Annotated in this window: 17 protein-coding genes and 4 tRNA genes; 8 read left to right on the forward strand and 13 right to left on the reverse strand. The window is 44.1% G+C overall.

All coding sequences use genetic code 11. The features are described 5' to 3' along the window. Positions 1-14: 14 nt before the first annotated feature. Positions 15-1,148: a class Ia ribonucleoside-diphosphate reductase subunit beta gene (gene nrdB, locus R7Q38_RS06045; RefSeq protein ID WP_005376818.1), complete on the forward strand. Its 1,134-nt coding sequence runs from the start codon at positions 15-17 to the stop codon at positions 1,146-1,148. Then, positions 1,148-1,429, forward strand: coding sequence for a class I ribonucleotide reductase maintenance protein YfaE (yfaE, locus tag R7Q38_RS06050; RefSeq protein WP_005376817.1), 282 nt, complete (start codon positions 1,148-1,150; stop codon positions 1,427-1,429). Before nrdB ends, yfaE begins: the two co-directional genes overlap by 1 nt. 96 nt (positions 1,430-1,525) lie before the next feature. Here yfaE and R7Q38_RS06055 read toward each other — a convergent pair whose 3' ends face one another. Further along, the gene (locus R7Q38_RS06055) at positions 1,526-2,758 is read right to left on the reverse strand and encodes a CinA family nicotinamide mononucleotide deamidase-related protein (RefSeq protein ID WP_017820471.1); all 1,233 of its coding nucleotides are present in this window, start codon (positions 2,756-2,758) and stop codon (positions 1,526-1,528) included. A gap of 191 nt (positions 2,759-2,949) precedes the next feature. On the opposite strand from R7Q38_RS06055, the gene R7Q38_RS06060 reads away from it, so the two are divergent. Both R7Q38_RS06060 and R7Q38_RS06065 read left to right on the forward strand, forming a co-directional pair. Then, the gene (locus R7Q38_RS06060) at positions 2,950-3,852 is read left to right on the forward strand and encodes a DUF3943 domain-containing protein (protein WP_213866519.1); all 903 of its coding nucleotides are present in this window, start codon (positions 2,950-2,952) and stop codon (positions 3,850-3,852) included. Positions 3,853-4,073: 221 nt separating this feature from the next. Next, positions 4,074-4,586: a glycine cleavage system protein R gene (locus R7Q38_RS06065; RefSeq protein ID WP_005376814.1), complete on the forward strand. Its 513-nt coding sequence runs from the start codon at positions 4,074-4,076 to the stop codon at positions 4,584-4,586. Positions 4,587-4,663: 77 nt separating this feature from the next. Here the strand turns inward: R7Q38_RS06065 and nspC are convergent, their stop codons facing one another. From nspC to uvrY, 10 genes are all read right to left on the reverse strand, one after another. Further along, the gene (nspC, locus tag R7Q38_RS06070; protein WP_017820473.1) at positions 4,664-5,797 is read right to left on the reverse strand and encodes a carboxynorspermidine decarboxylase; all 1,134 of its coding nucleotides are present in this window, start codon (positions 5,795-5,797) and stop codon (positions 4,664-4,666) included. 103 nt (positions 5,798-5,900) lie between these two features. Beyond that, positions 5,901-7,145: a carboxynorspermidine synthase gene (locus R7Q38_RS06075; protein WP_132936799.1), complete on the reverse strand. Its 1,245-nt coding sequence runs from the start codon at positions 7,143-7,145 to the stop codon at positions 5,901-5,903. A gap of 18 nt (positions 7,146-7,163) precedes the next feature. Beyond that, positions 7,164-10,040, reverse strand: coding sequence for a pyridoxal phosphate-dependent class III aminotransferase (locus R7Q38_RS06080; protein ID WP_170897285.1), 2,877 nt, complete (start codon positions 10,038-10,040; stop codon positions 7,164-7,166). Positions 10,041-10,939: 899 nt separating this feature from the next. Continuing rightward, positions 10,940-11,015, reverse strand: a tRNA-Gly gene (locus R7Q38_RS06085). Between the two features lie 13 nt (positions 11,016-11,028). Continuing rightward, positions 11,029-11,115 (reverse strand) — tRNA-Leu (locus R7Q38_RS06090). A 77-nt stretch (positions 11,116-11,192) separates the two neighbouring features. Next, positions 11,193-11,268, reverse strand: a tRNA-Gly gene (locus tag R7Q38_RS06095). A gap of 36 nt (positions 11,269-11,304) precedes the next feature. Beyond that, positions 11,305-11,378 (reverse strand) — tRNA-Cys (locus R7Q38_RS06100). 463 nt (positions 11,379-11,841) lie between these two features. Next, positions 11,842-12,399 carry a CDP-diacylglycerol--glycerol-3-phosphate 3-phosphatidyltransferase gene (pgsA, locus tag R7Q38_RS06105; RefSeq protein WP_005394805.1) on the reverse strand — a complete coding sequence of 186 codons (558 nt, stop codon included), beginning with the start codon at positions 12,397-12,399 and terminating at the stop codon, positions 11,842-11,844. 46 nt (positions 12,400-12,445) lie between these two features. Then, positions 12,446-14,278 carry an excinuclease ABC subunit UvrC gene (gene uvrC / locus R7Q38_RS06110; protein WP_239938488.1) on the reverse strand — a complete coding sequence of 611 codons (1,833 nt, stop codon included), beginning with the start codon at positions 14,276-14,278 and terminating at the stop codon, positions 12,446-12,448. A 1-nt stretch (position 14,279) separates the two neighbouring features. Next, a complete protein-coding gene (gene uvrY / locus R7Q38_RS06115; RefSeq protein WP_005386783.1) occupies positions 14,280-14,924 on the reverse strand; it encodes a UvrY/SirA/GacA family response regulator transcription factor in 645 nt (214 codons plus the stop codon). Between the two features lie 427 nt (positions 14,925-15,351). Here uvrY and R7Q38_RS06120 point away from each other — a divergent pair, with 427 nt between their 5' ends. Next, entirely contained in the window at positions 15,352-17,715 is a 2,364-nt protein-coding gene (locus tag R7Q38_RS06120; protein ID WP_115386159.1) for a DNA polymerase II, read from the forward strand. Here R7Q38_RS06120 and R7Q38_RS06125 read toward each other — a convergent pair. After that, a complete protein-coding gene (locus R7Q38_RS06125; protein ID WP_005386779.1) occupies positions 17,712-18,479 on the reverse strand; it encodes a hypothetical protein in 768 nt (255 codons plus the stop codon). The genes R7Q38_RS06120 and R7Q38_RS06125 overlap by 4 nt on opposite strands. A 194-nt stretch (positions 18,480-18,673) precedes the next feature. Between R7Q38_RS06125 and yeiP the strand changes: the two genes are divergently transcribed. After that, positions 18,674-19,240 (forward strand): elongation factor P-like protein YeiP, encoded by a 567-nt coding sequence (gene yeiP / locus R7Q38_RS06130; protein ID WP_005376801.1) that lies wholly within the window; start codon positions 18,674-18,676, stop codon positions 19,238-19,240. Between the two features lie 2 nt (positions 19,241-19,242). Continuing rightward, positions 19,243-19,563 (forward strand): HI1450 family dsDNA-mimic protein, encoded by a 321-nt coding sequence (locus R7Q38_RS06135; RefSeq protein ID WP_005376800.1) that lies wholly within the window; start codon positions 19,243-19,245, stop codon positions 19,561-19,563. Between the two features lie 187 nt (positions 19,564-19,750). Here the strand turns inward: R7Q38_RS06135 and rluB are convergent, their stop codons facing one another. Then, complete coding sequence (gene rluB / locus R7Q38_RS06140; RefSeq protein ID WP_054701249.1) at positions 19,751-20,689, reverse strand: 23S rRNA pseudouridine(2605) synthase RluB; 939 nt, start codon at positions 20,687-20,689, stop codon at positions 19,751-19,753. 565 nt (positions 20,690-21,254) lie between these two features. Here rluB and R7Q38_RS06145 point away from each other — a divergent pair. Next, a complete protein-coding gene (locus R7Q38_RS06145) occupies positions 21,255-21,965 on the forward strand; it encodes a calcium-binding protein (RefSeq protein WP_031781065.1) in 711 nt (236 codons plus the stop codon). Positions 21,966-21,987: the final 22 nt, after the last annotated feature.

Genomic DNA, 21,987 nt, shown 5'->3' on the forward strand with positions numbered 1-21,987 from the left:
GGAATTGAGGCATTATGGCTTACAGTACTTTTAACCAAAAAAAGAATGACCAATTGAAGGAACCAATGTTCCTAGGTCAATCAGTAAACGTTGCACGTTACGACCAACAAAAGTTTGAGATTTTCGAAAAACTTATCGAGAAACAACTTTCTTTCTTCTGGCGTCCAGAAGAAGTAGACGTATCTAGCGACCGTATCGATTACAACAAACTGCCAGATCACGAGAAGCACATCTTCATCTCTAACTTGAAGTACCAAACGCTTCTTGACTCTATTCAAGGTCGTAGCCCTAACGTGGCACTGCTGCCGCTTGTGTCTCTGCCAGAACTAGAGACTTGGATTGAGACTTGGTCTTTCTCTGAAACGATTCACTCTCGTTCTTACACACACATTATTCGTAACATCGTGAACGACCCTGCTGTAGTGTTTGATGATATCGTTGAGAACGAGCACATTCTGAAGCGTGCAAAAGACATCGCGCACTACTACGACGATTTGATTCAAGCGACGAATGATTACCATCGCTACGGTGAAGGTGAGCATGTCCTTAACGGTGAAACGGTTAAGGTTAGTCTGTACGATCTTAAGAAGAAGCTGTACATCTGTCTGATGTCTGTTAACGCATTAGAAGCAATTCGTTTTTACGTAAGTTTCGCATGTTCTTTCGCTTTCGCAGAACGCGAACTAATGGAAGGTAACGCGAAAATCATCAAGCTGATCGCTCGTGACGAAGCACTTCACTTAAACGGCACGCAGCACATGATCAACCTGCTACGTAACGGTCAAGATGACTTCACTTTCATGCAAATCGCAGAAGAGGCAAAACAGGACTGTTTTGACCTATTCAAAGAAGCGGCTGAGCAAGAAAAAGAGTGGGCAGAGTATCTATTCAAAGATGGCTCTATGATCGGTCTAAACAAAGACATCCTAAGCCAATACGTTGAATACATCACAAATATTCGTATGCAAGCGGTAGGTCTACCAGCAGCGTATCCAGAAGCAACAACCAACCCAATTCCATGGATTAACGCTTGGTTGTCTTCAGATAACGTTCAAGTTGCGCCTCAAGAAGCAGAAATCTCTTCTTACCTTGTGGGTCAAATTGACAATGAAGTTCGCGCAGATGACTTCGAAGGATTCGAGCTGTAATGGCAACACTCAAAATCAACAAACTGATCAGCATTGAATCCAACCCTTCCAATACGATTTTGGAAACAATGGAGCAAGCTGGCCTATTACCAGAATACAACTGCCGTGATGGGCACTGCGGCGCCTGTCGCTGCAAATTGGAGTCTGGTGAAGTGGAGTATGTTGGTTTTGCCATGGCTTACACACAAAGTGATGAAATATTACCTTGTATCTGTAAAGCAAAATCAGATTTGTCACTTAGCGGCGTTAACTACGCGATGAAAGAAAAGCAGCGCGCATAACGTTGACTCGACGGTATAAAATGCAAAAGCCAAGGTAATCACCTTGGCTTTTTTGTCTCTGTGTATTGTCTCTCAGACTACTGTATAGAGCTTTGGTTATAAAGCACTGCTCGGGAGGTGCATCTCTTTAACTTTCTCTAAAAATGCATAATGCGCAAACATCGGTTTACGTTCTAGGTAGCGACGCAACAAGTCTAGTGCTGCCGTGCTGATCACTTTAACTTGATCACTGCGCTGATACTTTTTCGAGAGTTTATATAACGCTCCCCACTCGCCTGACGGTGTCGATAAAGCGACGGAAAAAACGCCCTCTTCAATATGGCCAGTGACGAGTGATAAATCCGTCCCACACTTCTCTCGCGTAGCACCAGCCAGAGCAAACGTTTCTGCTAATGGATCTCCGCTGTTGGCCATCGCTTGAGTCAGGCTCGGTAGTATCCAACCATGCCCTAGTTGTTTTTCAGCGTTTTCATCACCGTTTAGCCAGTACGTTAAGTATCCTCCGCTACTTTTTTCGGAGGTCGACACTGTTAGTCCTTTATCGACCAACAACTGGCCGACATTTTCAACCATAGGTAAATCAATACTAACGGTATTACTCTCAAGGTGTTTATTAATTATCTGTACTAGTTTCAAACGCTGTTCAATCTGATCTGAAGGACCAAAAAGTTTCACTTCAATAAAAGGCAAGTAAGAGCGATACCCTAGCTCATAGTCTTGAGGAAGTTTTAGCTGATCTAGCTTATCTGAAATACCGGATTCAGATAGACCAAACGTGTAGATTCGACTACAACATGAACCTTGAACATCGGGAAACACTCTTCTCAGATCGGGAAGAATTTGCGTCTCTGCCATGAGCTTAAATTCACTTGGTACACCCGGTGTGAAATAAAAAATGGCATCATTAATCAGCATTTTGAAACCGCAAGCAGTGCCTATCGGGTTGTCCAATATCTCTGCCGTTTCTGGCAGCATTGCTTGCTTTAAATTACTGTCCGGCATAGGGATGCCACGTCGAGCATACAAACTTTCTAGATGCTGCAACCACTCTTTGAATAGCACCAGTTTACAATCGGCGGCTCTCGCGGCGGCGGCAGCACTCATGTCATCCGTTGTAGGGCCTAAACCACCATTAACAATAACCACATCGTTGTTAAAGCTGAGCATTAAAAACTCTTCAACCAAACTCGATAGGCTATCACCAACCGTAGAGCGCTTTGTTAAGCCAAATCCATGTTGATAAAACAGGCTAGACAACCATGCCGCATTAGTATCAACAATATCACCGTGGAGGACTTCCTCACCAGTACTAAGCATTGCTATTTTCACAACTGACTCCTTAACGTAAGCACAATCCTATTTTCGTTATAGCGCTTATTTTTCTTTTTATTTGGACAAATCTCGCCGAGGTTTGTTGGGACTAAATAAGGGTCAAGTGTTTAAATGATTGATGTTTTGAGGGATAATTACGAGCCCGAACATACACCATTAACTCGGAGACCTTTGTGTCAAAATCATCCATGTTCAAGACGACTCTAACAGGCCTTTGCTTGGCTTCGTCAGCGCTTGCGCACGCAAGTCGCTATGACCTAAACCGTCATACAGAGTTTTCTTACACACCTGATTGCTTGTCAGGTTACTGCGAAACGACGACTCTGTACACCTTCGAGGCTCAAAATCGCGGTGTTATGTATGAACAGAATAATGATGATTCGCTAAACCTTGACGCAGGGCTTCAGCCTAAACATCTCATCATCCCTCAAGATAAAGACTGGGATTATCTGATGGGTCAAACCTACACCATTCTAGGTCTCAGTATCGCGACCGTAGGCATGATGACTTTTCTTCCAGAAAGTATCACCAAATGGGACGAAGAAGACCGAGACATGAGTAAGTTGGGGCAAAAGTGGAAAGATAATGTCTCTGACGGCCCCGTTTGGGATCGCGATGAACATGTCCTCAACTACATCATGCACCCATATTTTGGCGGCGTTTACTACACGGCAGCACGTCACGCTGGCTATAATGAATTTCAGTCGTTTTTGTACTCCGCAACTATGTCGACGTTCTTTTGGGAGTATGGCGTGGAGGCGTTCGCAGAAGTACCATCTTGGCAGGATATTTTTATCACACCATTCTTTGGTGCTGTTGTTGGTGAAATGATGTTAACGGCTGAGCAAGACATTATTGCAAACGGCGGCGAAGTTATGGGTTCTGAAACCGCAGGTGATGTTTCGCTCTTCTTCTTAAACCCTGTTGGACATATTCATTATTGGGTAACTGATGCATGGGGCGGTAGTGCAGAACTACAATTCAATTCATCACCTTGGTTTGGAAACCAAGATGTTGCAAAATTCGCCATGGACGCAGGCGCAAACTACGACAGTCAATTTTATGGTGTCGAGTTAAAAGTAACCTTCTAATCCTAAGTTGATACTCGGTAAAAAGCAGCCTTACGATGGCTGCTTTTTTGTGCTCTGAACATTGTTTTAATTATTTGCATCACGAATTAGTGTTAAAAATTGACTTTCATCAAACATTACCCGCCCTTAGCACCTACACTAAATAAAAGGATTTATTCCAATAACTTAAGTAGCACGTTTATTCGTACTGCGTCCAAACCTTGATTCCAGGAGGGGACATTATGAACACCGTATTTATTGTTAATTTTGTCGGACAAGCGTCACCCGCCACGATTAAAGAGCTCGCTGCAATCACACACGAAAACGGCGGGAAATGGCTGATCAGCAAAGTAAACTTTATCGAAGACCAAGTTGCAGGTGTCATCAAAGTAGAGCTTCCAAGAGAAAATGCCGACATCGTTAAACAAGCGTTCTCTTCTTGTCAGACTCTTGTTGTTAGGTTCGTCGACTCTGAGCCTCACTCATATCGTGAAGACACTATCTTCCAACTTCGTTTAGATGCCAACGATAGAGCGGGTATTGTGAATGAAATTACTCACGTTCTCGATAATCAAGGTATCTCAATTTTAGATATGGATTGTCAGCGTGTATTCATTGCAGGAGGCGGAGGGGTAAGCTCTAGCTTATTCAGCGCTAAAATGGCGATAAAACTACCTAGCGAGCTAGAAATTGAAGACATAGCCAATGAGTTAGAATCTCTGAGTGAAGACACTCGTGTAATTGTAGAAAGCTAACTGCATACCTTTAACGCTTCCCCAATAAAAAGAGCAGCAATTCAGCTGCTCTTTGTCGTTCTAATACTCAATACGTTTTATATCACTGACCACTGAGACAGTGAACGTTTGAAATCAGAGTAGTCAAATTCATTCAGTTTTTGAATGTCACCATTCGAGCGTTCACAGTAGACCGACGGCATACGTAGACCGTTAAACCAGTTCAGTTTCACCATGGTGTAACCGGCACTATCTAGAATATGCAGACGCTGTCCTATCTCTAGAGGCTGTTCGAAGTTCGCCACGCAGAACTGGTCTCCAGCCAAACAAGAGCACGAGCCGATCACATACTCGTGTTCACCATTTTCAGATGCTTCAAGAATTGACGCTGGCTCATTGTAGATCAACGTATCTAAGCGGTGAGCTTCTGTGGCTGAATCGACAATCGCCGTCTTCTTTACGTTCTCAACGATATCAACCACAGTGACCACTAGGTCAGTCGTCTTGGTAATGATCGCTTCGCCCGGTTCTAGGTACATTTGCACGCCGTGTTTTTCAGCAAACGCTTTCAGCGCTAGGCCAAGCTTTTCGATGTCATAACCCGGCCATGTGAAGAACACGCCGCCGCCCATGCTTACCCAGTCCAGCTTATCTAGGTACTCGCCAAACTGAGCTGAAATAGCATCGAGTAAGCCGATAAACGCATCCACGTCTTTGTTCTCACAGTTCATGTGGAACATTACGCCATCAATACCATCAAAAATTTCCGGTTTGATGTGATCAGCCTGAACACCAAGACGAGAGAATTGACGCGCTGGGTTTGCTAAGTCTTGCCCTGCATAGCTCACACCTGGGTTTAGGCGCAAGCCAATCGATGCTTTGCCTTCGACAATATGACGATAAGCCGCTAGCTGTGACTGAGAGTTAAAGATCATCTTGTCACAGATGTCCGCCACATCGCGAACGTCATCTTCGCTGTAACCCACACTGTATGCGTGTGTCTCACCACCGAACGTTTCGTAGCCAAGCTTCACTTCAAACGGGCCAGAACTTGTTGTTCCGTCTAGGTAAGGCTTGATGATGTCGAATACACCCCATGTTGAGAAGCACTTCAGTGCTAATACAAGCTTCACACCAGAGATGTCTTTTAGCTGTTTTGCTTTCTCTAGGTTCTCAATCAGCTTGTCTTCATTGATCATGAAGTATGGCGTTTTTAGTTCGTTTTGTTGCATTTTGATACCTTACGTCTCTTCGCCTTAGCAAAGACACTATAAAATCGAACAAAGCCGACGCAAGTGCATCGGCTTAAACGTACAAATAAGAGTCGCTAAATTCTTACTTCAATTTATGGATAACAGGTTGTCCTGGCTCCAGTTCTTGAACATGCCAATCTAGACCAATAGATGGCATGGTTTCTAGGAATGGGTCTGGATCTAGCTGCTCCATGTTGAACACGCCTTTGTCTGCCCATTTGCCACGGAAGAACTGCAAAGCCGCAGTGATCGCTGGTACGCCAGTGGTGTATGAGATAGCTTGGTGTTCAACATCTTCGTATGCGACTTCGTGATCAGCGTTGTTGTAAATAAATACACTGCGCTCTTTACCATCTTTCTTACCTTGAACCCAAGTACCGATACACGTTAGGCCAGTGTAGCCTGGCGCGAGTGATGTTGGATCTGGTAGTAGTGCTTTTAGCACGTGCAAAGGTTGAACAACCGTACCGTCATGAAGCGTTAGTGGATCTGGGCTGAGTAGACCGATGTCGCGCATCACATTGAAGTAGTTTAGGTAACGGTCACCAAAGCCCATCCAGAATTCGATGCGTTTCGCCGGGATGAACTCTTGCATAGATCGAACTTCGTCATGCGCCATTGAGTACACTTTGTGAGAACCACAATTCGGGAATTCAAACTCAAGCATACGTGAGTGACAAGGTACTTGTTTCCACTCGCCGCTTTCCCAGTAGAACGAATCGCCTTGAATCTCAAGCATGTTCGTTTCTGGATCAAAGTTAGTTGCGAACTTCTTACCGTGGTCGCCTGCGTTTACATCCATTACGTCGATAGTATCGATTTCATCGAACAGATGCTTCACTGCGTATGCGGCAAACACCGATACTACGCCCGGATCGAAACCAGCACCAAGAATACCTGTAATGCCCGCTTCTTCAAACTTCTCACGGTAACCCCACTGCCAATCGTAAGCTTGAGGTACTTGTTGGCCTTCAGAGCACAAATCAACCGCAACAGATGTATCAAGGTATGACACTTTAGCTTGGTAACATGCTTCCATAATAGACATGTTCACCCAAGGAGGACCTGCGTTGATCACTAAGTCAGGTTGTACTTCTTTAATTAAAGCAACTAAAGAATCTACGTCGTCCGCGTTTACCGCTCGCGCTTCTAATTTCTTAGTTGAATCTTTCAGATTGTTTTTCTTCTGAATCGATTCGATGATTTTCTCACACTTACCTACGGTACGTGATGCGATTGTGATATCACCCAGAACGTCGTTGTTTTGTGCTGCTTTATGTGCAACTACCCAGCCAACGCCGCCTGCACCAATCTGTAGAATTGCCATAGTTTTCCGTTACCTTTGTTAAACTAGCTCTGCCGCTAGCGTATTGATTTTTGAGAGCAAAGATTCAAAGTCCGCCGTCGTCAGACACGGGTTCAAAATCGTAAATTTCAATGCAGTTTTATCGTCGACAATGGTTTCACCCAATACCGCGATACCGCGTGTTAACGCTTCTAAGCGCAACGTTTTGTTCAGTTCATCAAGATCCGCTGATTCATGTGTCGCGCGGAACAGAACCGTAGATAGTGATGGTTCAGCCAACAACTCAAAGTGTTTGTTATCTCGAATCATGTCCGCCACTTCAAGCGTCTGTTCAAGCAAATGATCATACATATCGCCTAGGGCTTTTGGCCCTACGCTTTGCATCGTCATAAACACTTTGAGCGCATCAAAACGCTTAGTTGTCGCAATAGACTTATCCACCAAGTTCGGTAGTTCGTCGTGTTCGCGGTTCAAGTAGTCTGCATGGTGAAGCAGGAATTTAAAGTTAGACTTGTCATTTACCAATAGCGCACCACAACTGATGGTTTGGTAAAACAGCTTATGGAAGTCTACGCTGATGGAATGTGCACGCTCACAACCTTTCAGACGTGTTTTTTGGCTACTTAGAATCAGAGCTCCACCGTATGCACCGTCAACGTGCATCCACATGTCATGTTTCGCTGCGATATCGGCGATAAAGTCTAAGTCATCAATAGCACCGTGGTCCGTTGTACCCGCTGTACCAACAATGGCAAATGGGATCAAACCTTCTGCTTTGGCCTGATTGAGAACTTCGTCTAATTTAGTGACATCCATCGTTCCATCGGCATTAGCATCGACGGTCATGACCGCTTTTTCACCCAATCCCATCCAAGAGGCTGATTTTTGAACCGTGAAGTGGGATTTTTTCGAACATACAATACGTAGCTTGTCTGCGTATTCAGGAAGGCCAAGCTTTTGAATTGAGTGCGCACTGAGTTTGTCAGCAATCCAATCTCGCGCAAGCATCAAACCCATTTGGTTACTTTGCGTACCGCCGCTCGTGAAGATACCGTCCGCTTTTTCACCTAACTCATATTTATCGCATAGCCAGTTCACAACTTTCTGTTCAACATAAGTCGCTGATGAAGCTTGATCCCATGAGTCCATCGACTGGTTCAAAGCCGCAATCATTGCCTCTGCCGCAATCGCTGGCATCAACGGTGGAGTATGTAGGTGAGCAATACAATCTGGATGTTGAGTAAAAATTGCGTTTTTCGCGACCAGCTCAGCAGCATCGTCGATAACGGTTTTAAGAGGCGCATTTCCATTATCAAGATCAACGTCGTGAATCGCTGCTTCCAATGCTTTTGGATCCATACCTGAATACGGTGCAGTCACTTGTTCAAACACTGACTTCATTACCGTAGTAGTGTGATTCATCACCGAAGCAAATTCATTGCTGCCCATCTCTCCAGTGTGGATGAAATGCTTCTTCCATTCATCTTGTGGCTGAGTTTCGATGTGACTACCGCCTGCGGCTAAAATCGCGTCTTCAAATACACGTAAAGCAAAGTCGATTTGTTCAAACGAGATGATAAGAGGAGGAAGGAAACGAATTACTGCGCCTTCGCGTCCACCTTTCTCAACGATCAAGCCACGCTCAAGTGCTGCACGTTGAATAGAAAGTGTGAGTTCACTATCCGCTTGAGGTTCACCAAATTTATTGAGCTCACCGTCTGGATTTTTAATCTCCACGCCTAGCATCAAACCTTTGCCACGAACCTCTGCGATACAGTTCACACGCTTTTGAATACTTTCAAGGCCGTAGCGCAAGTACTGACCCGCAATATTGGCATGCTCAACAAGATTATCACGCTGGATAATTTCTAATGCTTTCGCACCAGAGACCATAGCTAGCTGGTTACCACGAAATGTACCTGTGTGCTCGCCCGGCTTCCATGTATCATGTTGCTTGTTGATAACCAATAGCGACATTGGTAAGCCACCACCAATTGCTTTTGATAAACACAGAATATCTGGAACAATGCCCGACTCTTCGAACGCGAAATTGTAGCCAGTTTTACCAACACCACACTGGATCTCATCGAAGATCAGTAAGATACCGTGTTCATCACAAATACGACGTAACTCTCGTAGCCAGAATGCTGGCGCAGGAACAACACCACCCTCACCTTGCACTGGCTCCACGATAATCGCGGCAGGCTTCATAATGCCTGACTCATCATCGTTTAAAAGACGATCGATATAGCGAATACTTGCTTTCGCACCTTCATCACCGCCAAGCCCAAAAGGACAACGCAGGTTGTATGGGAAAGGCATAAAGTGCACATCCGACATCAAACCAGTTCGACGAGCTTTCGTGCCTAAGTTACCCATCATCCCCATCGTACCATTAGTCATACCATGGTATGCGCCACGGAAGGCAAACATAGTGTTGCGACCGGTAGTCTGTTTCGCGAGCTTGATAGCAGCTTCAACCGCATCAGCTCCAGACGGGCCACAAAATTGGATAACGCTGTTCTCGCTTAACTCTTGAGGAAGAAAAGACTTAACGGATTGAATAAACGTCGTTTTTGCTGATGTTGCAATATCTAGCGTCTGATATGGCAGTCCTGAATCTAATTGTTCTTTCAGCGCTTGGTTTATTTCAGGATGGTTATACCCCAAAGCTAGAGTGCCTGCCCCCGCAAGGCAGTCTAGAAAGATCTGTCCACGCGTATCTTCAACCAAGCACCCAAAGGCTTGTTTAATTGCGATCGGCAAACGACGTGGATAAGAACGTACTTCAGATTCATGCTCAGCCTGATCAATCAATACTTGATCTGGCGTTAAGTCATACGTTCCCTCAACGATAGGAACCTGAGACGAAAAAATGTTTGCGATATTGCTATCGACTTCAAAGGCAGTGCTCATACTACATAATCCCTTGAATTATAATAATTCTGTATCCTGTATTAATAATCATTAGAATGAAATTACAGGAGGTGTGAATACCCCTCCGCATTTGTCAGTGCATAAATGACAAATACAGATCATCCGCCACGATACTCGCGACTTTACATGTAAAAGGGATTAATCAAGGTTCTGTAATGCACCCGTTTTGTAAAACAGGACATTTCGGCAGTATGAAGCTGATTAGTGTGTGTTTATTCAAAGGTTTCAATGTTGGGTTTCCCATTAATATGCCGCGTTTACAGCATTAGTATCCCGTCTATCGACAAAAGGCTTTGCCGATACCTACCCTACGCAGTGTCACAATCAGCTTGAATGGTCACTACGCGTATCCCCCAGAGATCAAACGTTGTTAATTACGCTCCGAGATTGCGCGCGAATTTATCACAAAATAAAATCTTCTGGCAACGATTTTTCATATTAGTAACAGTGATGTAAATCACAACAAAACATACCCCATTGCAACTCACATGTTCATATTCATGAGCTATGCTTTTCTGCTTCTCTCAAATAGCTGTTATTTAAACAAATATTCTTGAGATATCATCACCTCATCTAAACAGAGGTTTAAGGTTGTGCTGCTTAATCGTAAAACATTCCTTTCTATATCCGGAACATTTAAAAAGATAGCATTCTCGTCACAGCTTTGCCTGGAGTAAGAGTGGTTATTCACCACAAGTGATGGTTTAAACATAGACTAGTAGGAATAGCTAAGATGTTTTGCAATGGCAGAATTAACAATCACTTGAGTCAATGAGACAAAGGGTTCGCTACTTAACGAAGTCTGTGACAGAAAAGAAGTTTGAGATTTTCAAAAAAATACGAAAAAGGCCTAACATTTTCATGTTAGGCCTTAAATCTGGAGCGACACACGAGGTTCGAACTCGTGACCTCAACCTTGGCAAGGTTGCGCTCTACCAACTGAGCTAGTGTCGCATTTAATATGAGATGGTGCCCCGGGCCGGACTTGAACCGGCACAACGCGAACGTCGAGGGATTTTAAATCCCTTGTGTCTACCAATTCCACCACCAGGGCACACAAATATTCTTTGTGATGCCTTTACAGAAAAGTAAAACACCATCTGATATCGCCAATGCCATATCAATAAAATTTGGAGCGACACACGAGGTTCGAACTCGTGACCTCAACCTTGGCAAGGTTGCGCTCTACCAACTGAGCTAGTGTCGCATTTTTCTCGAAAGCCATTCGCTCTCAAAAGAATAATGGAGGCGCCTCCCGGAGTCGAACCGAGGTCCACGGATTTGCAATCCGCTGCATAGCCACTCTGCCAAGGCGCCTCATTTGTGAATAAAGCTAAGCTTTTTCACCACCCTTTCGAGCCGTGCTCTCTTGGGTACGGGATGCATTCTACGGATTCGAGCGATCGAGTCAACACTATTTTTATTTTTTTAAATCGTTTGACTAGAATTTGTGCGAAAGACGATGGATTGCTTAGTTTTAATACTAAAAATCGCTTAAATACACTTGTTTATCATAAAACTTTGGCTACGCCTTACACTGTTGGCCGTGCGTTGCGTGCATTGAAGTATTAATAATCAGAAGACTCGCCTCTCTAAGACTCTCCAAGGACAAAAACAAGACTTAGATCACAAATAGAACTCTATCGAAGCAAAAGCCCCAGATACAAATTGCAAACATGGCCATTAGCAAGCATTGAAAAGCGAGAGAAGCCAAAAAATGCTGTAGATTGTCTTAGATACAAAAAAGCAGGCTATTAAGCCTGCTTTCTAACATCAGAATTTAATGGTGCTCTTCATTCAACAGATCGTCTTTCGCAGCAGCCAAATATTGAATCATTGACCAATATGTCAAGAAAGTTGCCACATACAAGGCCGCAAAGCCTAGCCAAACCATCCATTCATCGTAACGCCATATCAACACCCATAAGGCGAACATTTGCGAAACAGTTTTTACTTTGCCAACCCAAGATACCGCAACACTCGCTCGCTTACCGATTTCAGCCATCCATTCTCGCAATGCTGAGATAATGATTTCTCGCGCAATCATCGTTACCGCAGGAATGGTCACCCAAATTGAATGATAATGTTCCGTGATTAGAATCAATGCCGTTGCCACTAGCACTTTATCAGCGACAGGATCAATAAACGCGCCAAAACGAGAAGTTTGGCCAAGTTTACGGGCCAACATGCCGTCAAGCCAGTCAGTAAAACCCGCTACCCAAAACACCATTGCTGCTGCAAACGGTGCCCATGAATAAGGTAGATAAAAGACAACCACAAAAACAGGGATTAGGAACAGTCTAAGAAGAGACAGAATGTTCGGGATATTCAAACGCATTTTATTATTCTCTTACACATTGCGGCTTAATGTTGCGCGATTTTCCTTATTGTTTCAATGCTTGGAAAATAATTTCTGCTAAAGAGTGACTTATTCCCGGTACTTTGGCGATTTCTTCGACACTTGCACGTTTAAGTTCTTGTAACCCACCCATGTACTTGAGTAACGCCTGACGTCGTTTAGGGCCGATTCCCTCAATCCCTTCGAGTGCACTCGTACGTCTGGTTTTACCTCGCTTAGCACGGTGCCCCGCTATAGCATGGTTATGGCTTTCATCACGAATATGTTGGATAAGATGCAGCGCAGGAGCATCGCTTGGTAAATGAAACTCGTCCCCATCGACTGTAATCAGCGTTTCTAAACCTGGTTTGCGAGTAACGCCTTTTGCAATACCAATCATGATAGGACGCTTTGGCCAATCCCCCCAGTACTGCGAAATGATGTCATGCGCACGATTTAACTGACCTTTACCGCCATCGATAAAGATGATGTCGGGAATTTTCTCTACGTCCAATTGCTTCGAATAACGGCGCTCCAACGCTTGTCCCATTGCTGCGTAATCATCACCACCGGTAATCCCAGTAATGTTGTAGCGACGATACTCTTGCTTTACGGGGCCTTCGTTGTTGAACACCACACATGACGCAATCGTGCTTTCCCCCATCGTATGGGAGATATCAAAACATTCCATTCGAGCTATAGACTCCAACTTCAATGTTTCGCGAAGCGCATGAAAACGCTGATTAATCGTCATCTTGTGATTGATTTTGGTGGTAATCGCCGTTAGTGCATTCGTGTTCGAAAGCTTGAGATACCTTGCTCGAGAGCCAGTTGGCGACGTATGAAAATGAACCTTACGGCCTGCCACTTCACTTAACGCTTTCTGTATTGGCGCAATATCTTCTGCCAACTCTTGATTCAAAATAATACGAGAAGGAATTGTACGTGCTTCGTTATGGCTCAAATAGTATTGAGTCAGAAAACTATCGAACACTTCCTGCTGGCTTGTATTTTGTGGGATTTTCGGAAAATGGCTACGGCTACCAAGCACTTTGCCTTGGCGTATCATCAGGATATGGATACACGCGATACCATTCTCCTGAGCAAACCCGAGTACATCCATATCATCCATGCTGTCTTCTGAGACGTACTGCTGCTCTTGAACACGCCTAATCGCTTGGATTTGATCGCGAAATTTAGCGGCATCTTCAAAGCGCAATTGCTGACTGGCAACTTCCATTTTCTCAATCAACTGTTTGAGTACTTGCTGATCTTTGCCTTGCAAAAACATGCGCACAAAGCCAACCAACTCTGCATATTCTTCATCAGAAATGATGGTATTAACGCATGGTCCTGCACAGCGACCAATTTGGTACATCAAACATGGGCGCGTTCGGTTGGAATAGACAGTGTCTTCACACTGGCGCACAGGAAGTATCTTTTGCAGCAAATGCAATGTTTCTCTTACTGCACCAGAATCTGGGTAGGGGCCAAAATATTCACCTTTGCGCTTCTTGGCGCCACGGTGGATAGAAAGCCGTGGGTGCTTATGACCGCTAATAAAGATATAAGGGTAAGACTTATCATCTCGCAGCAACACATTGTATTTCGGCAAATACTGCTTGATGTAGTTATGCTCTAAGATCAACGCTTCTGTCTCAGTGTGAGTCACCGTGACGTCTATTTTGGCGATATTACTGACAAGCGCGCGAGTTTTCTCACTGTCTACTTTTTTTCGAAAGTAGCTTGAAAGGCGCTTTTTAAGGTCTTTGGCTTTACCTACGTAGATTACAACAGCTTCGGCGTTGTACATTCTGTAAACGCCGGGCTGATGAGTTACTGTCTTGAGAAAGGAAGCCGAATCGAAAGGAGGATTCACGCTAAAGGGTCTCGGTGTCCAGCATTCCGTGGCGAATCGCTAAGTGAGTTAACTCAACGTCACCATTAATGTCCAATTTACTAAAGAGTCGGTAGCGATAGCTGTTGACTGTCTTTGGACTTAAATTAAGTTGCTCAGAAATATCCGTTACCTTTTGGCCTTTGGTGATCATAAGCATGATCTGCAATTCACGTTCGGATAAGTCTTTAAAAGGGTTCTCAGAGGCTGGAGAAAATTGACTCAATGCCATCTGCTGCGCAATCTCTGGTGAGATGTAACGCTGACCACTATTAACTACACGAATCGCATTCACCATTTCGTCAGGGCCAGCACCTTTGGTTAAATAACCAGACGCACCTGCCTGCATCACCTTGGTTGGAAACGGGTTTTCTGTATGAACGGTAAGTACGATGATTTTCACATCAGGATTCACGCGAAGAATTTTTTTAGTGGCTTCCAAGCCACCAATTCCTGGCATGTTCATGTCCATTAAAACGACGTCAGCATGATTACTGCGACACCATTTTACTGCATCTTCACCGCTGTCAGCTTCTCCTGCTACGTTCATTCCACGGACGTCTTCAATAATACGTCGTATCCCTGTGCGAACCAGCTCGTGATCATCTACAAGGAAAACATTTATCAAACTTGTATCTCCACACTTTGTATTGGTTCTGCACCCACATAACCATTATTTGTTAAATGTGGATATCAGTATGACTGCCTATATACTAACGTAATCGACAAAAAATTGCTTTCTATGAATATGTGCTGAAACGCAAACTTTAGCAAGAACTTATTCATAAACCACTCTATTATTTTAGAGCGTGATGAGCAGAACCGAAATCTAAGAAAAGACAATTAACAACATTAAGTACAATAAATCAAGTAACTAGGTTTCATATTGCCCAGAGAAACACGCTATAACTTAAAATGACACTGTCCCTCTTGCACCAAAGACTAACTTGTAATCACTAATTCCAGCAAAAATTTGAGACGCTTTCTTTACTGGTTATTTTTACAGTTCTTAGTGTTAAACTAACGTTCTTCAAGTTTTCTAAGGTTTCTCACATTTGAATATTCAACAAGGCTTCCTGCTAACTCGACAGGCACGAGACATCAAAGGTCAAACTCAAATCGAGCTGTGGCTTTCGACAGAAGCAGGTCCTACTCAGTTACTTATTAATGGTGAGAAGCCAGTATTTTTCATCGCTCAGAAACACTCAGAACAAGCAAAGACACTCGCACGAGAAAAAAACATATTCGTCGACATCCGCCTTTTGGATCTCAAAACGTTTGAACATACGCCTCTTGCTGCCTGCTATACCAATGTAACCAGAGACGCTCTCGCACTCAAAGACACATTCGCTCAAAAAGATATCACTACGTATGAAAGTGATATTCGCCTCGCCGATCGCTACCTAATGGAGCGTTTTATCAAAGGCAGTATCGAGTTTACAGGCAATGTGACTCGCACCAATGGCTACCAACGCGTCCAGAACGCAAAATGCCGTACGGGGCAATATGAGCCGAAGTTAAACGTTGTCTCGTTAGATCTAGAATGCTCTGAGAAAGGCATTCTTTACTCCATCGGATTAGACAGCGTCATGGATTCCCGCGTTATCATGATCGGAGAACCAGAACCTTCGGATACACCGATACAATGGGTCCAGGATGAAAAGGCGCTTCTAGAAGCACTCATCGATTGGTTTAAACAATTCGACCCCGATGTCATTGTCGGTTGGAACGTCATTGATTTTGACTTTCGCCTGCTACACAAACGAGCAGAATGGCACAACATGAAGCTAATGCTTGGCAGAGCAGACCAAGCCAGCTTTTTCAGAAGTTCATCTCAAAGCCAACAAGGGTTTATTTCCATTCCCGGGCGAGTTGTAATGGACGGTATCGATACGTTAAAAACGGCGACTTATCACTTTCGGTCTTGGTCATTAGAGTCTGTATCTCAAGAACTCTTGGGGGAAGGGAAAGAAATCCACAACGTTCATGACCGTATGGATGAAATCAATCGTATGTACCGCTCCGACAAACCATCGCTGGCTAAATATAACTTACAAGACTGCGTGTTGGTGAACAAGATTTTCAATCACACTCACCTGCTTGACTTTGCAATAGAGCGCTCTCGTCTCACTGGTGTCGAACTGGATCGTGTCGGCGGTTCGGTTGCAGCATTCACAAACCTATACATGCCTCAGATACACCGAGCAGGCTACGTTGCCCCAAACCTACACCCTGAAAATTGGATTGCGAGCCCCGGCGGTTACGTGATGGACTCCATCCCTAACCTATATGATTCTGTTTTAGTATTGGATTTTAAGAGTCTATATCCATCGATTATTCGCTCTTTCTTGATTGATCCTATGGGTTTAGTTGAGGGGTTATTGCTCGATATTGGAAAAGAAGAAAATCAGGCTGTACCTGGCTTTCGCGGTGGGCAGTTCCATCGTACGAAACACTTTTTACCAGAAATGATTGAAAAGCTTTGGGCAGCACGTGATGTTGCAAAGAAGAACAATGAAAAAGCTTTTTCTCAGGCAATCAAAATCATCATGAACTCCTTTTATGGCGTACTGGGCTCATCGGGATGTCGTTTCTTTGATACTCGGTTAGCTTCTAGTATTACCATGCGCGGACATGAAATCATGAAGCAAACTAAGGTGCTGATTGAGGAGCAAGGATATCAAGTGATTTACGGCGATACGGATTCCACATTCGTGTCTTTGAATCGACCATACAGTCAAGTAGAAGCTGACACTGTTGGAAATCAATTAGTTGATTACATCAACTCTTGGTGGCAAGAACACCTGCGTTCTGAGTACAACCTAACATCTATGTTGGAAATCGAGTATGAAACCCATTATCGCAGATTCCTTATGCCAACGATTCGTGGCGCAGAAACTGGATCGAAAAAGCGCTATGCGGGTTTAATCGGTGAAGGAGAGCAAGAACGGATTGTATTTAAAGGGTTAGAAAGTGCCCGTACTGACTGGACCTCGTTAGCACAGAAATTTCAAAATACACTCTATAGCATGATTTTCCATGGTGAAGATCCAAGCGACTATGTCCGAGAGATGGTTGAGAAAACTAACAACGGTGAATTTGATGAACAGTTAGTGTATCAAAAGCGACTGCGCAGAAAACTGCATGAGTATCAGAAGAACGTCCCGCCACAAGTGCGTGCAGCTCGTTTAGCCGATGAGATAAATGCCAAGCTTGGCCGCCCATTACAGTATCAAAACAAAGGACGAATTGAATACATTATTACCGTGAACGGTCCTGAACCTTATGAGTACCTCAATAGTCCGATTGATTATCAACATTACATTGATAAACAACTCAAACCCGTTGCAGATGCGATTCTCCCTTTCATTGGGACGGACTTTGACAGGCTTTCAGCGCCACAAATGGGGTTGTTTTAGCCGATACGAAACTCTGTTTTCTGGTACTGTTTGACTAACCAATCACCAAACGCATCAATTAGCCCGATAACAGAACGCTTGGGAATCCCCCGGCCAGAAAGTAAAATTTCTAGCCGCTCGATCTCAAGCTGCTTTTCAGGATGATAAGTTAAGAATACCTTGCCACACTCTACGGGGTCATCAAACCAACGTTTATCTCGATACATCACCAAAGAGTATGACGCTCTTAGTAACTTTTTAGCAATCACGCGCTGGGCGGCCACCTGCTCTTCTATCGTCTTCGCTTGTACGATTTTTTTGCGATAAGCCGTAATCCAATCTTCCACATCCATATTCCAGTGCTTAGCAATTTCCCAACTTGGGACGTAATCACCAAAACAGTCTGCTAGATCATCACCATAAACACAGACACAGCAATGCTTAAGCATAAAGCCCCAAGTGAAAATACTATCTAAATTAGCTACTTCGCTCACTAAGGCTGTACGGACCGATACACCATTAACGTGAGGGTAACTCTGCTGCGCACGCCACTTAATTGTGTTGAGCAAAGTCGCGCGATTGTGCTCAAAGGATGATTGAGTAACGACAACCAGGTCTAAGTTCGACTTCCCTGCGATCGCTGTTTTACGAGCAACACTACCGTATACATAAACGCTGTGTAAGTTTTGCCCCAGTCCACCTTTGAGACAAGCGGTGACTTCCCTAATTAAAGGCGCAAACTCTGGTTGAAATGGTTGTTTAGGATCGATAACAGGCAGAGACATGACTTAAAACGTGTTCTCAGATGGTTCAAGAAGTTGGGCTATATGTTCTCTTAGCCGACTCACTGAATCAAGTCCATTCATGTGTTTAGTCATGGGAGTAACAACAAATTTCTGCAATGAATTTTAATGCTAGGCGGCTAACTTAGCGCTATAATCACCGAGTTTTGCTTAATAAGTATGAATAGGAATATACAATGCCAAAGGCAAGTGAAATCAAAAAAGGCTTCGCAATCGAGTCTAATGGTAAAACTCTTCTCGTTAAAGACATCGAAGTAACGACTCCTGGCGGTCGTGGCGGCGCTAAAATCTACAAAATGCGTTGTACAGATCTAAACACGGGCGCACGTGTAGATGAACGTTACAAGTCTGATGACGTTGTTGAAACGGTAGAAATGAACAAACGTGCAGTTGTGTACTCATACGCTGACGGCGATGAGCACATCTTCATGGATAACGAAGACTACTCACAATACACATTCAAGCACAATGAAGTTGAAGACGACATGCTGTTCATCAACGAAGATACACAAGGTATCCACATTATCCTTGTTAACGGTGCTGCAGTGGGTATTGAACTACCATCTTCTGTTGAGCTAGTGATTGAAGAAACTGACCCTTCAATCAAAGGTGCTTCTGCATCTGCTCGCACTAAGCCAGCACGCTTCGCTTCAGGTCTTGTCATCCAGGTTCCTGAGTACATTGCAACTGGTGACCGTGTTATCATTAACACAGCTGAACGTAAATACATGAGCCGAGCATAAGCATGTCTGATTTGATTTCTTACGACGACGTCATCGACGCAGCGTACGACATTTTCCTTGAGATGGCTCCGGATAACCTAGAGCCTGCTGACGTGATTCTGTTTACTGCGCAATTTGAAGATCGTGGTGCCGCAGAACTTGTTGAAACCGGTGATGACTGGGTTGAACATGTTGGCTTCGAGATCGACAAAGAAGTATATGCAGAGGTTCGTATCGGCCTAGTAAATGAGGAAAATGACGTTCTTGATGACGTATTTGCTCGTATGCTAATCAGCCGAGACCCTGAACATAAGTTCTGCCATATGCTTTGGAAACGCGATTAACGTTTCTTCATCATGAACAAAAATACCAGCCTAGTGCTGGTATTTTTTTATCTGTTGTTTTTGTTTAGCTGAGATATTTGTTTATCCAAAGCACCCTGCTCTATATCGGCTTTAGATCCTTTTGTTATGTAACAGATAAGAAAAAGGCTTGCCGAATTGGCAAGCCTTTCTGATGTTTTGCTATCGATTAACGATGCTTGTTACGTGCGCCTTGGTCACCAGCAGCCTTCTTCGGCTTACGACGAGAAGGGTTGTTGCTGCGGCCTTTTGGCGTGTTAACACGCTCTTCATGGCGCTTAACTGCGCGACGAATTTTTTGGCTGCGTGCACGCTCACGTTTGCGTGACGTGTTGTCTTTGTTCAGATCAAGCATGGTTTCTTTCTCTGGACGAAGCTCTACAAGCTCACGCAAGTAGTTTACTTCTTTCAGGTCAAGCTCCATCCAACCGCCACGAGGCAGTTTCTTGTCTAAGAAGATGTCGCCGTAACGAACACGTTTCAGACGGCTAACGGTACACTCTTGCGATTCCCATAGTCGACGAACTTCGCGGTTACGACCTTCGTTGATAACAACGTAAAACGTGTGGTTCATGCCTTCACCACCCGCGTAAACAACATCTTCAAAGCGAGCTAAACCGTCTTCCAGTTCAACACCTTTGACTAGATTACGAACTTTCTGTTCAGTTACTTCACCGAACACACGTACTAGGTATTCACGTTCAACTTGGCGGCTTGGGTGCATTAAGCGGTTCGCCAGTTCACCATCCGTTGTGAAAAGTAGAAGACCAGAAGTGTTCGCATCCAGACGACCAACTGAAATCCAACGAGAGCCACGAATTTTTGGCAGACGATCAAAAACAGTACGACGACCTTCTGGATCGTGACGAGTACACAGTTCACCCTCTGGTTTGTAGTACGCAAGTACACGACAAATCACTTCTTCTTGAATCTTTGCAGAGACAATGTGACCATCGATACGAACTACGCTGCTCTCGTCTTCAAGTCTTTCACCAAGCTTAGCGACTACACCGTTCACGCTAACGCGACCAGATTTAATTAACGATTCAATCTCACGACGAGAACCGTGACCAGCACGTGCTAATACTTTTTGTAACTTTTCGCTCATTTATCTACCTATGTGTCGTCTTCACAGACGTCTAGACCAGGATTGGTCTGCATTTTGCTATTTACCCATTTCAGTGGGATTTTTCGGTCGGACATTATACGTAACTTTCTTAGTTAATGTAAGCTAAATCGGCGCCATTCTCCACACCAAAATTCACATCAAAAATGACCGAAATATTTGTCCTATTCTGCAACTTTTTTACTACTTAATGCAGGCATTGCTCAACGAGAATCCCACTAATATCGGTCTTCCTGAACCACTTTAACCACGCGGTACCTGATAAAATTGTCAGGGTTACAACAATAACCACTTGGGGTGTGTTTACTGTTCGTATTGCTAGAAAGCAACGAAAAATAAGCCGTCCCTGTTTGCTGCTAAGTAATACCAATCACCGCAGACAATGAGCGCTCATAGCAAAGCAAGGTCGTGGGTAACAAGACAAAAATTGTCTTTAAGTCATTAGTTCACATCAAAAATAACACTAATGCTATCGTGTACTCTGACTCACTCGGTTCGCTCTGCACTCTCGGCGATTGGCATAAATCAGACAAAAAGGAATAGAACAATGTCTATGCTAAATCTCGACCTAAATTGGATTTTTGGGACATCTCAAGATGACGATATGACAGGCACAAAAGGCTCTGAAACAACCGATATTTTCTTCGGCTTCTGTGGTGATGATAAGTTTGTAGGATACGGAGGTAATGATATTGTCTTCGGTGGCTGGGGAGATGATACCTTGCTTGGTGGCCGAGGTAACGACTTTGTTTCTGGCGGCTTTGGAAACGACTTCCTATCCGGCGGATTAGGAAACGACAAACTCTTTGGTGGCTGTGGCGACGACACAATTTTTGATTATTCAGGCAACAACTACTTGAGTGGTGGCTGGGGTAACGACACGCTCGTTGTTGGTGATGGTGAATCAGTACTGAGCGGTGGCTGTGGAGACGACACCTTCGTGCTTACAAACCGCCTTGCTATTGGTGTACCTGATCAGCCTGTATCTTCCAACGATATTGATGTCAAAGCCGACATTGTCGATTTTAATATTTTCCATGACAAACTTGTCTTTGATATGGGCCGAGACACTGATAACGATGGCATTCGAGATACGTTCTTGGATTCAGCGGATGATCTGACTTTATCTTACAATGAATGTGGCTGGGCAATATTCTCAAGTGATGAATACAATGTTGAAGTGACACTAAACGGTGTGAGCTCTGCATACATCAACTATGCAGAACAAAATGGTATCGACATTTTCGATTTTGCTTAACCTCAATCAGTTAAGTTCAATG

This window comes from Vibrio sp. Vb0598, assembly GCF_033338935.1.
GTDB classification, from domain to species: Bacteria; Pseudomonadota; Gammaproteobacteria; order Enterobacterales; family Vibrionaceae; genus Vibrio; species Vibrio alginolyticus.

Excerpts from the sequence above, each read along its gene's own strand:
- nrdB (WP_005376818.1), top strand. The coding sequence starts at position 15 with ATGGCTTACAGTACTTTTAACCAAAAAAAGAATGACCAATTGAAGGAA.
- yfaE (WP_005376817.1), top strand. The coding sequence starts at position 1,148 with ATGGCAACACTCAAAATCAACAAACTGATCAGCATTGAATCCAACCCT.
- R7Q38_RS06060 (WP_213866519.1), top strand. The coding sequence starts at position 2,950 with ATGTTCAAGACGACTCTAACAGGCCTTTGCTTGGCTTCGTCAGCGCTT.
- R7Q38_RS06065 (WP_005376814.1), top strand. The coding sequence starts at position 4,074 with ATGAACACCGTATTTATTGTTAATTTTGTCGGACAAGCGTCACCCGCC.
- nspC (WP_017820473.1), bottom strand. The coding sequence starts at position 5,797 with ATGCAACAAAACGAACTAAAAACGCCATACTTCATGATCAATGAAGAC.
- R7Q38_RS06075 (WP_132936799.1), bottom strand. The coding sequence starts at position 7,145 with ATGGCAATTCTACAGATTGGTGCAGGCGGCGTTGGCTGGGTAGTTGCA.
- R7Q38_RS06080 (WP_170897285.1), bottom strand. The coding sequence starts at position 10,040 with ATGAGCACTGCCTTTGAAGTCGATAGCAATATCGCAAACATTTTTTCG.
- pgsA (WP_005394805.1), bottom strand. The coding sequence starts at position 12,399 with ATGCGTTTGAATATCCCGAACATTCTGTCTCTTCTTAGACTGTTCCTA.
- R7Q38_RS06125 (WP_005386779.1), bottom strand. The coding sequence starts at position 18,479 with ATGTCTCTGCCTGTTATCGATCCTAAACAACCATTTCAACCAGAGTTT.
- yeiP (WP_005376801.1), top strand. The coding sequence starts at position 18,674 with ATGCCAAAGGCAAGTGAAATCAAAAAAGGCTTCGCAATCGAGTCTAAT.
- R7Q38_RS06135 (WP_005376800.1), top strand. The coding sequence starts at position 19,243 with ATGTCTGATTTGATTTCTTACGACGACGTCATCGACGCAGCGTACGAC.
- rluB (WP_054701249.1), bottom strand. The coding sequence starts at position 20,689 with ATGAGCGAAAAGTTACAAAAAGTATTAGCACGTGCTGGTCACGGTTCT.
- R7Q38_RS06145 (WP_031781065.1), top strand. The coding sequence starts at position 21,255 with ATGTCTATGCTAAATCTCGACCTAAATTGGATTTTTGGGACATCTCAA.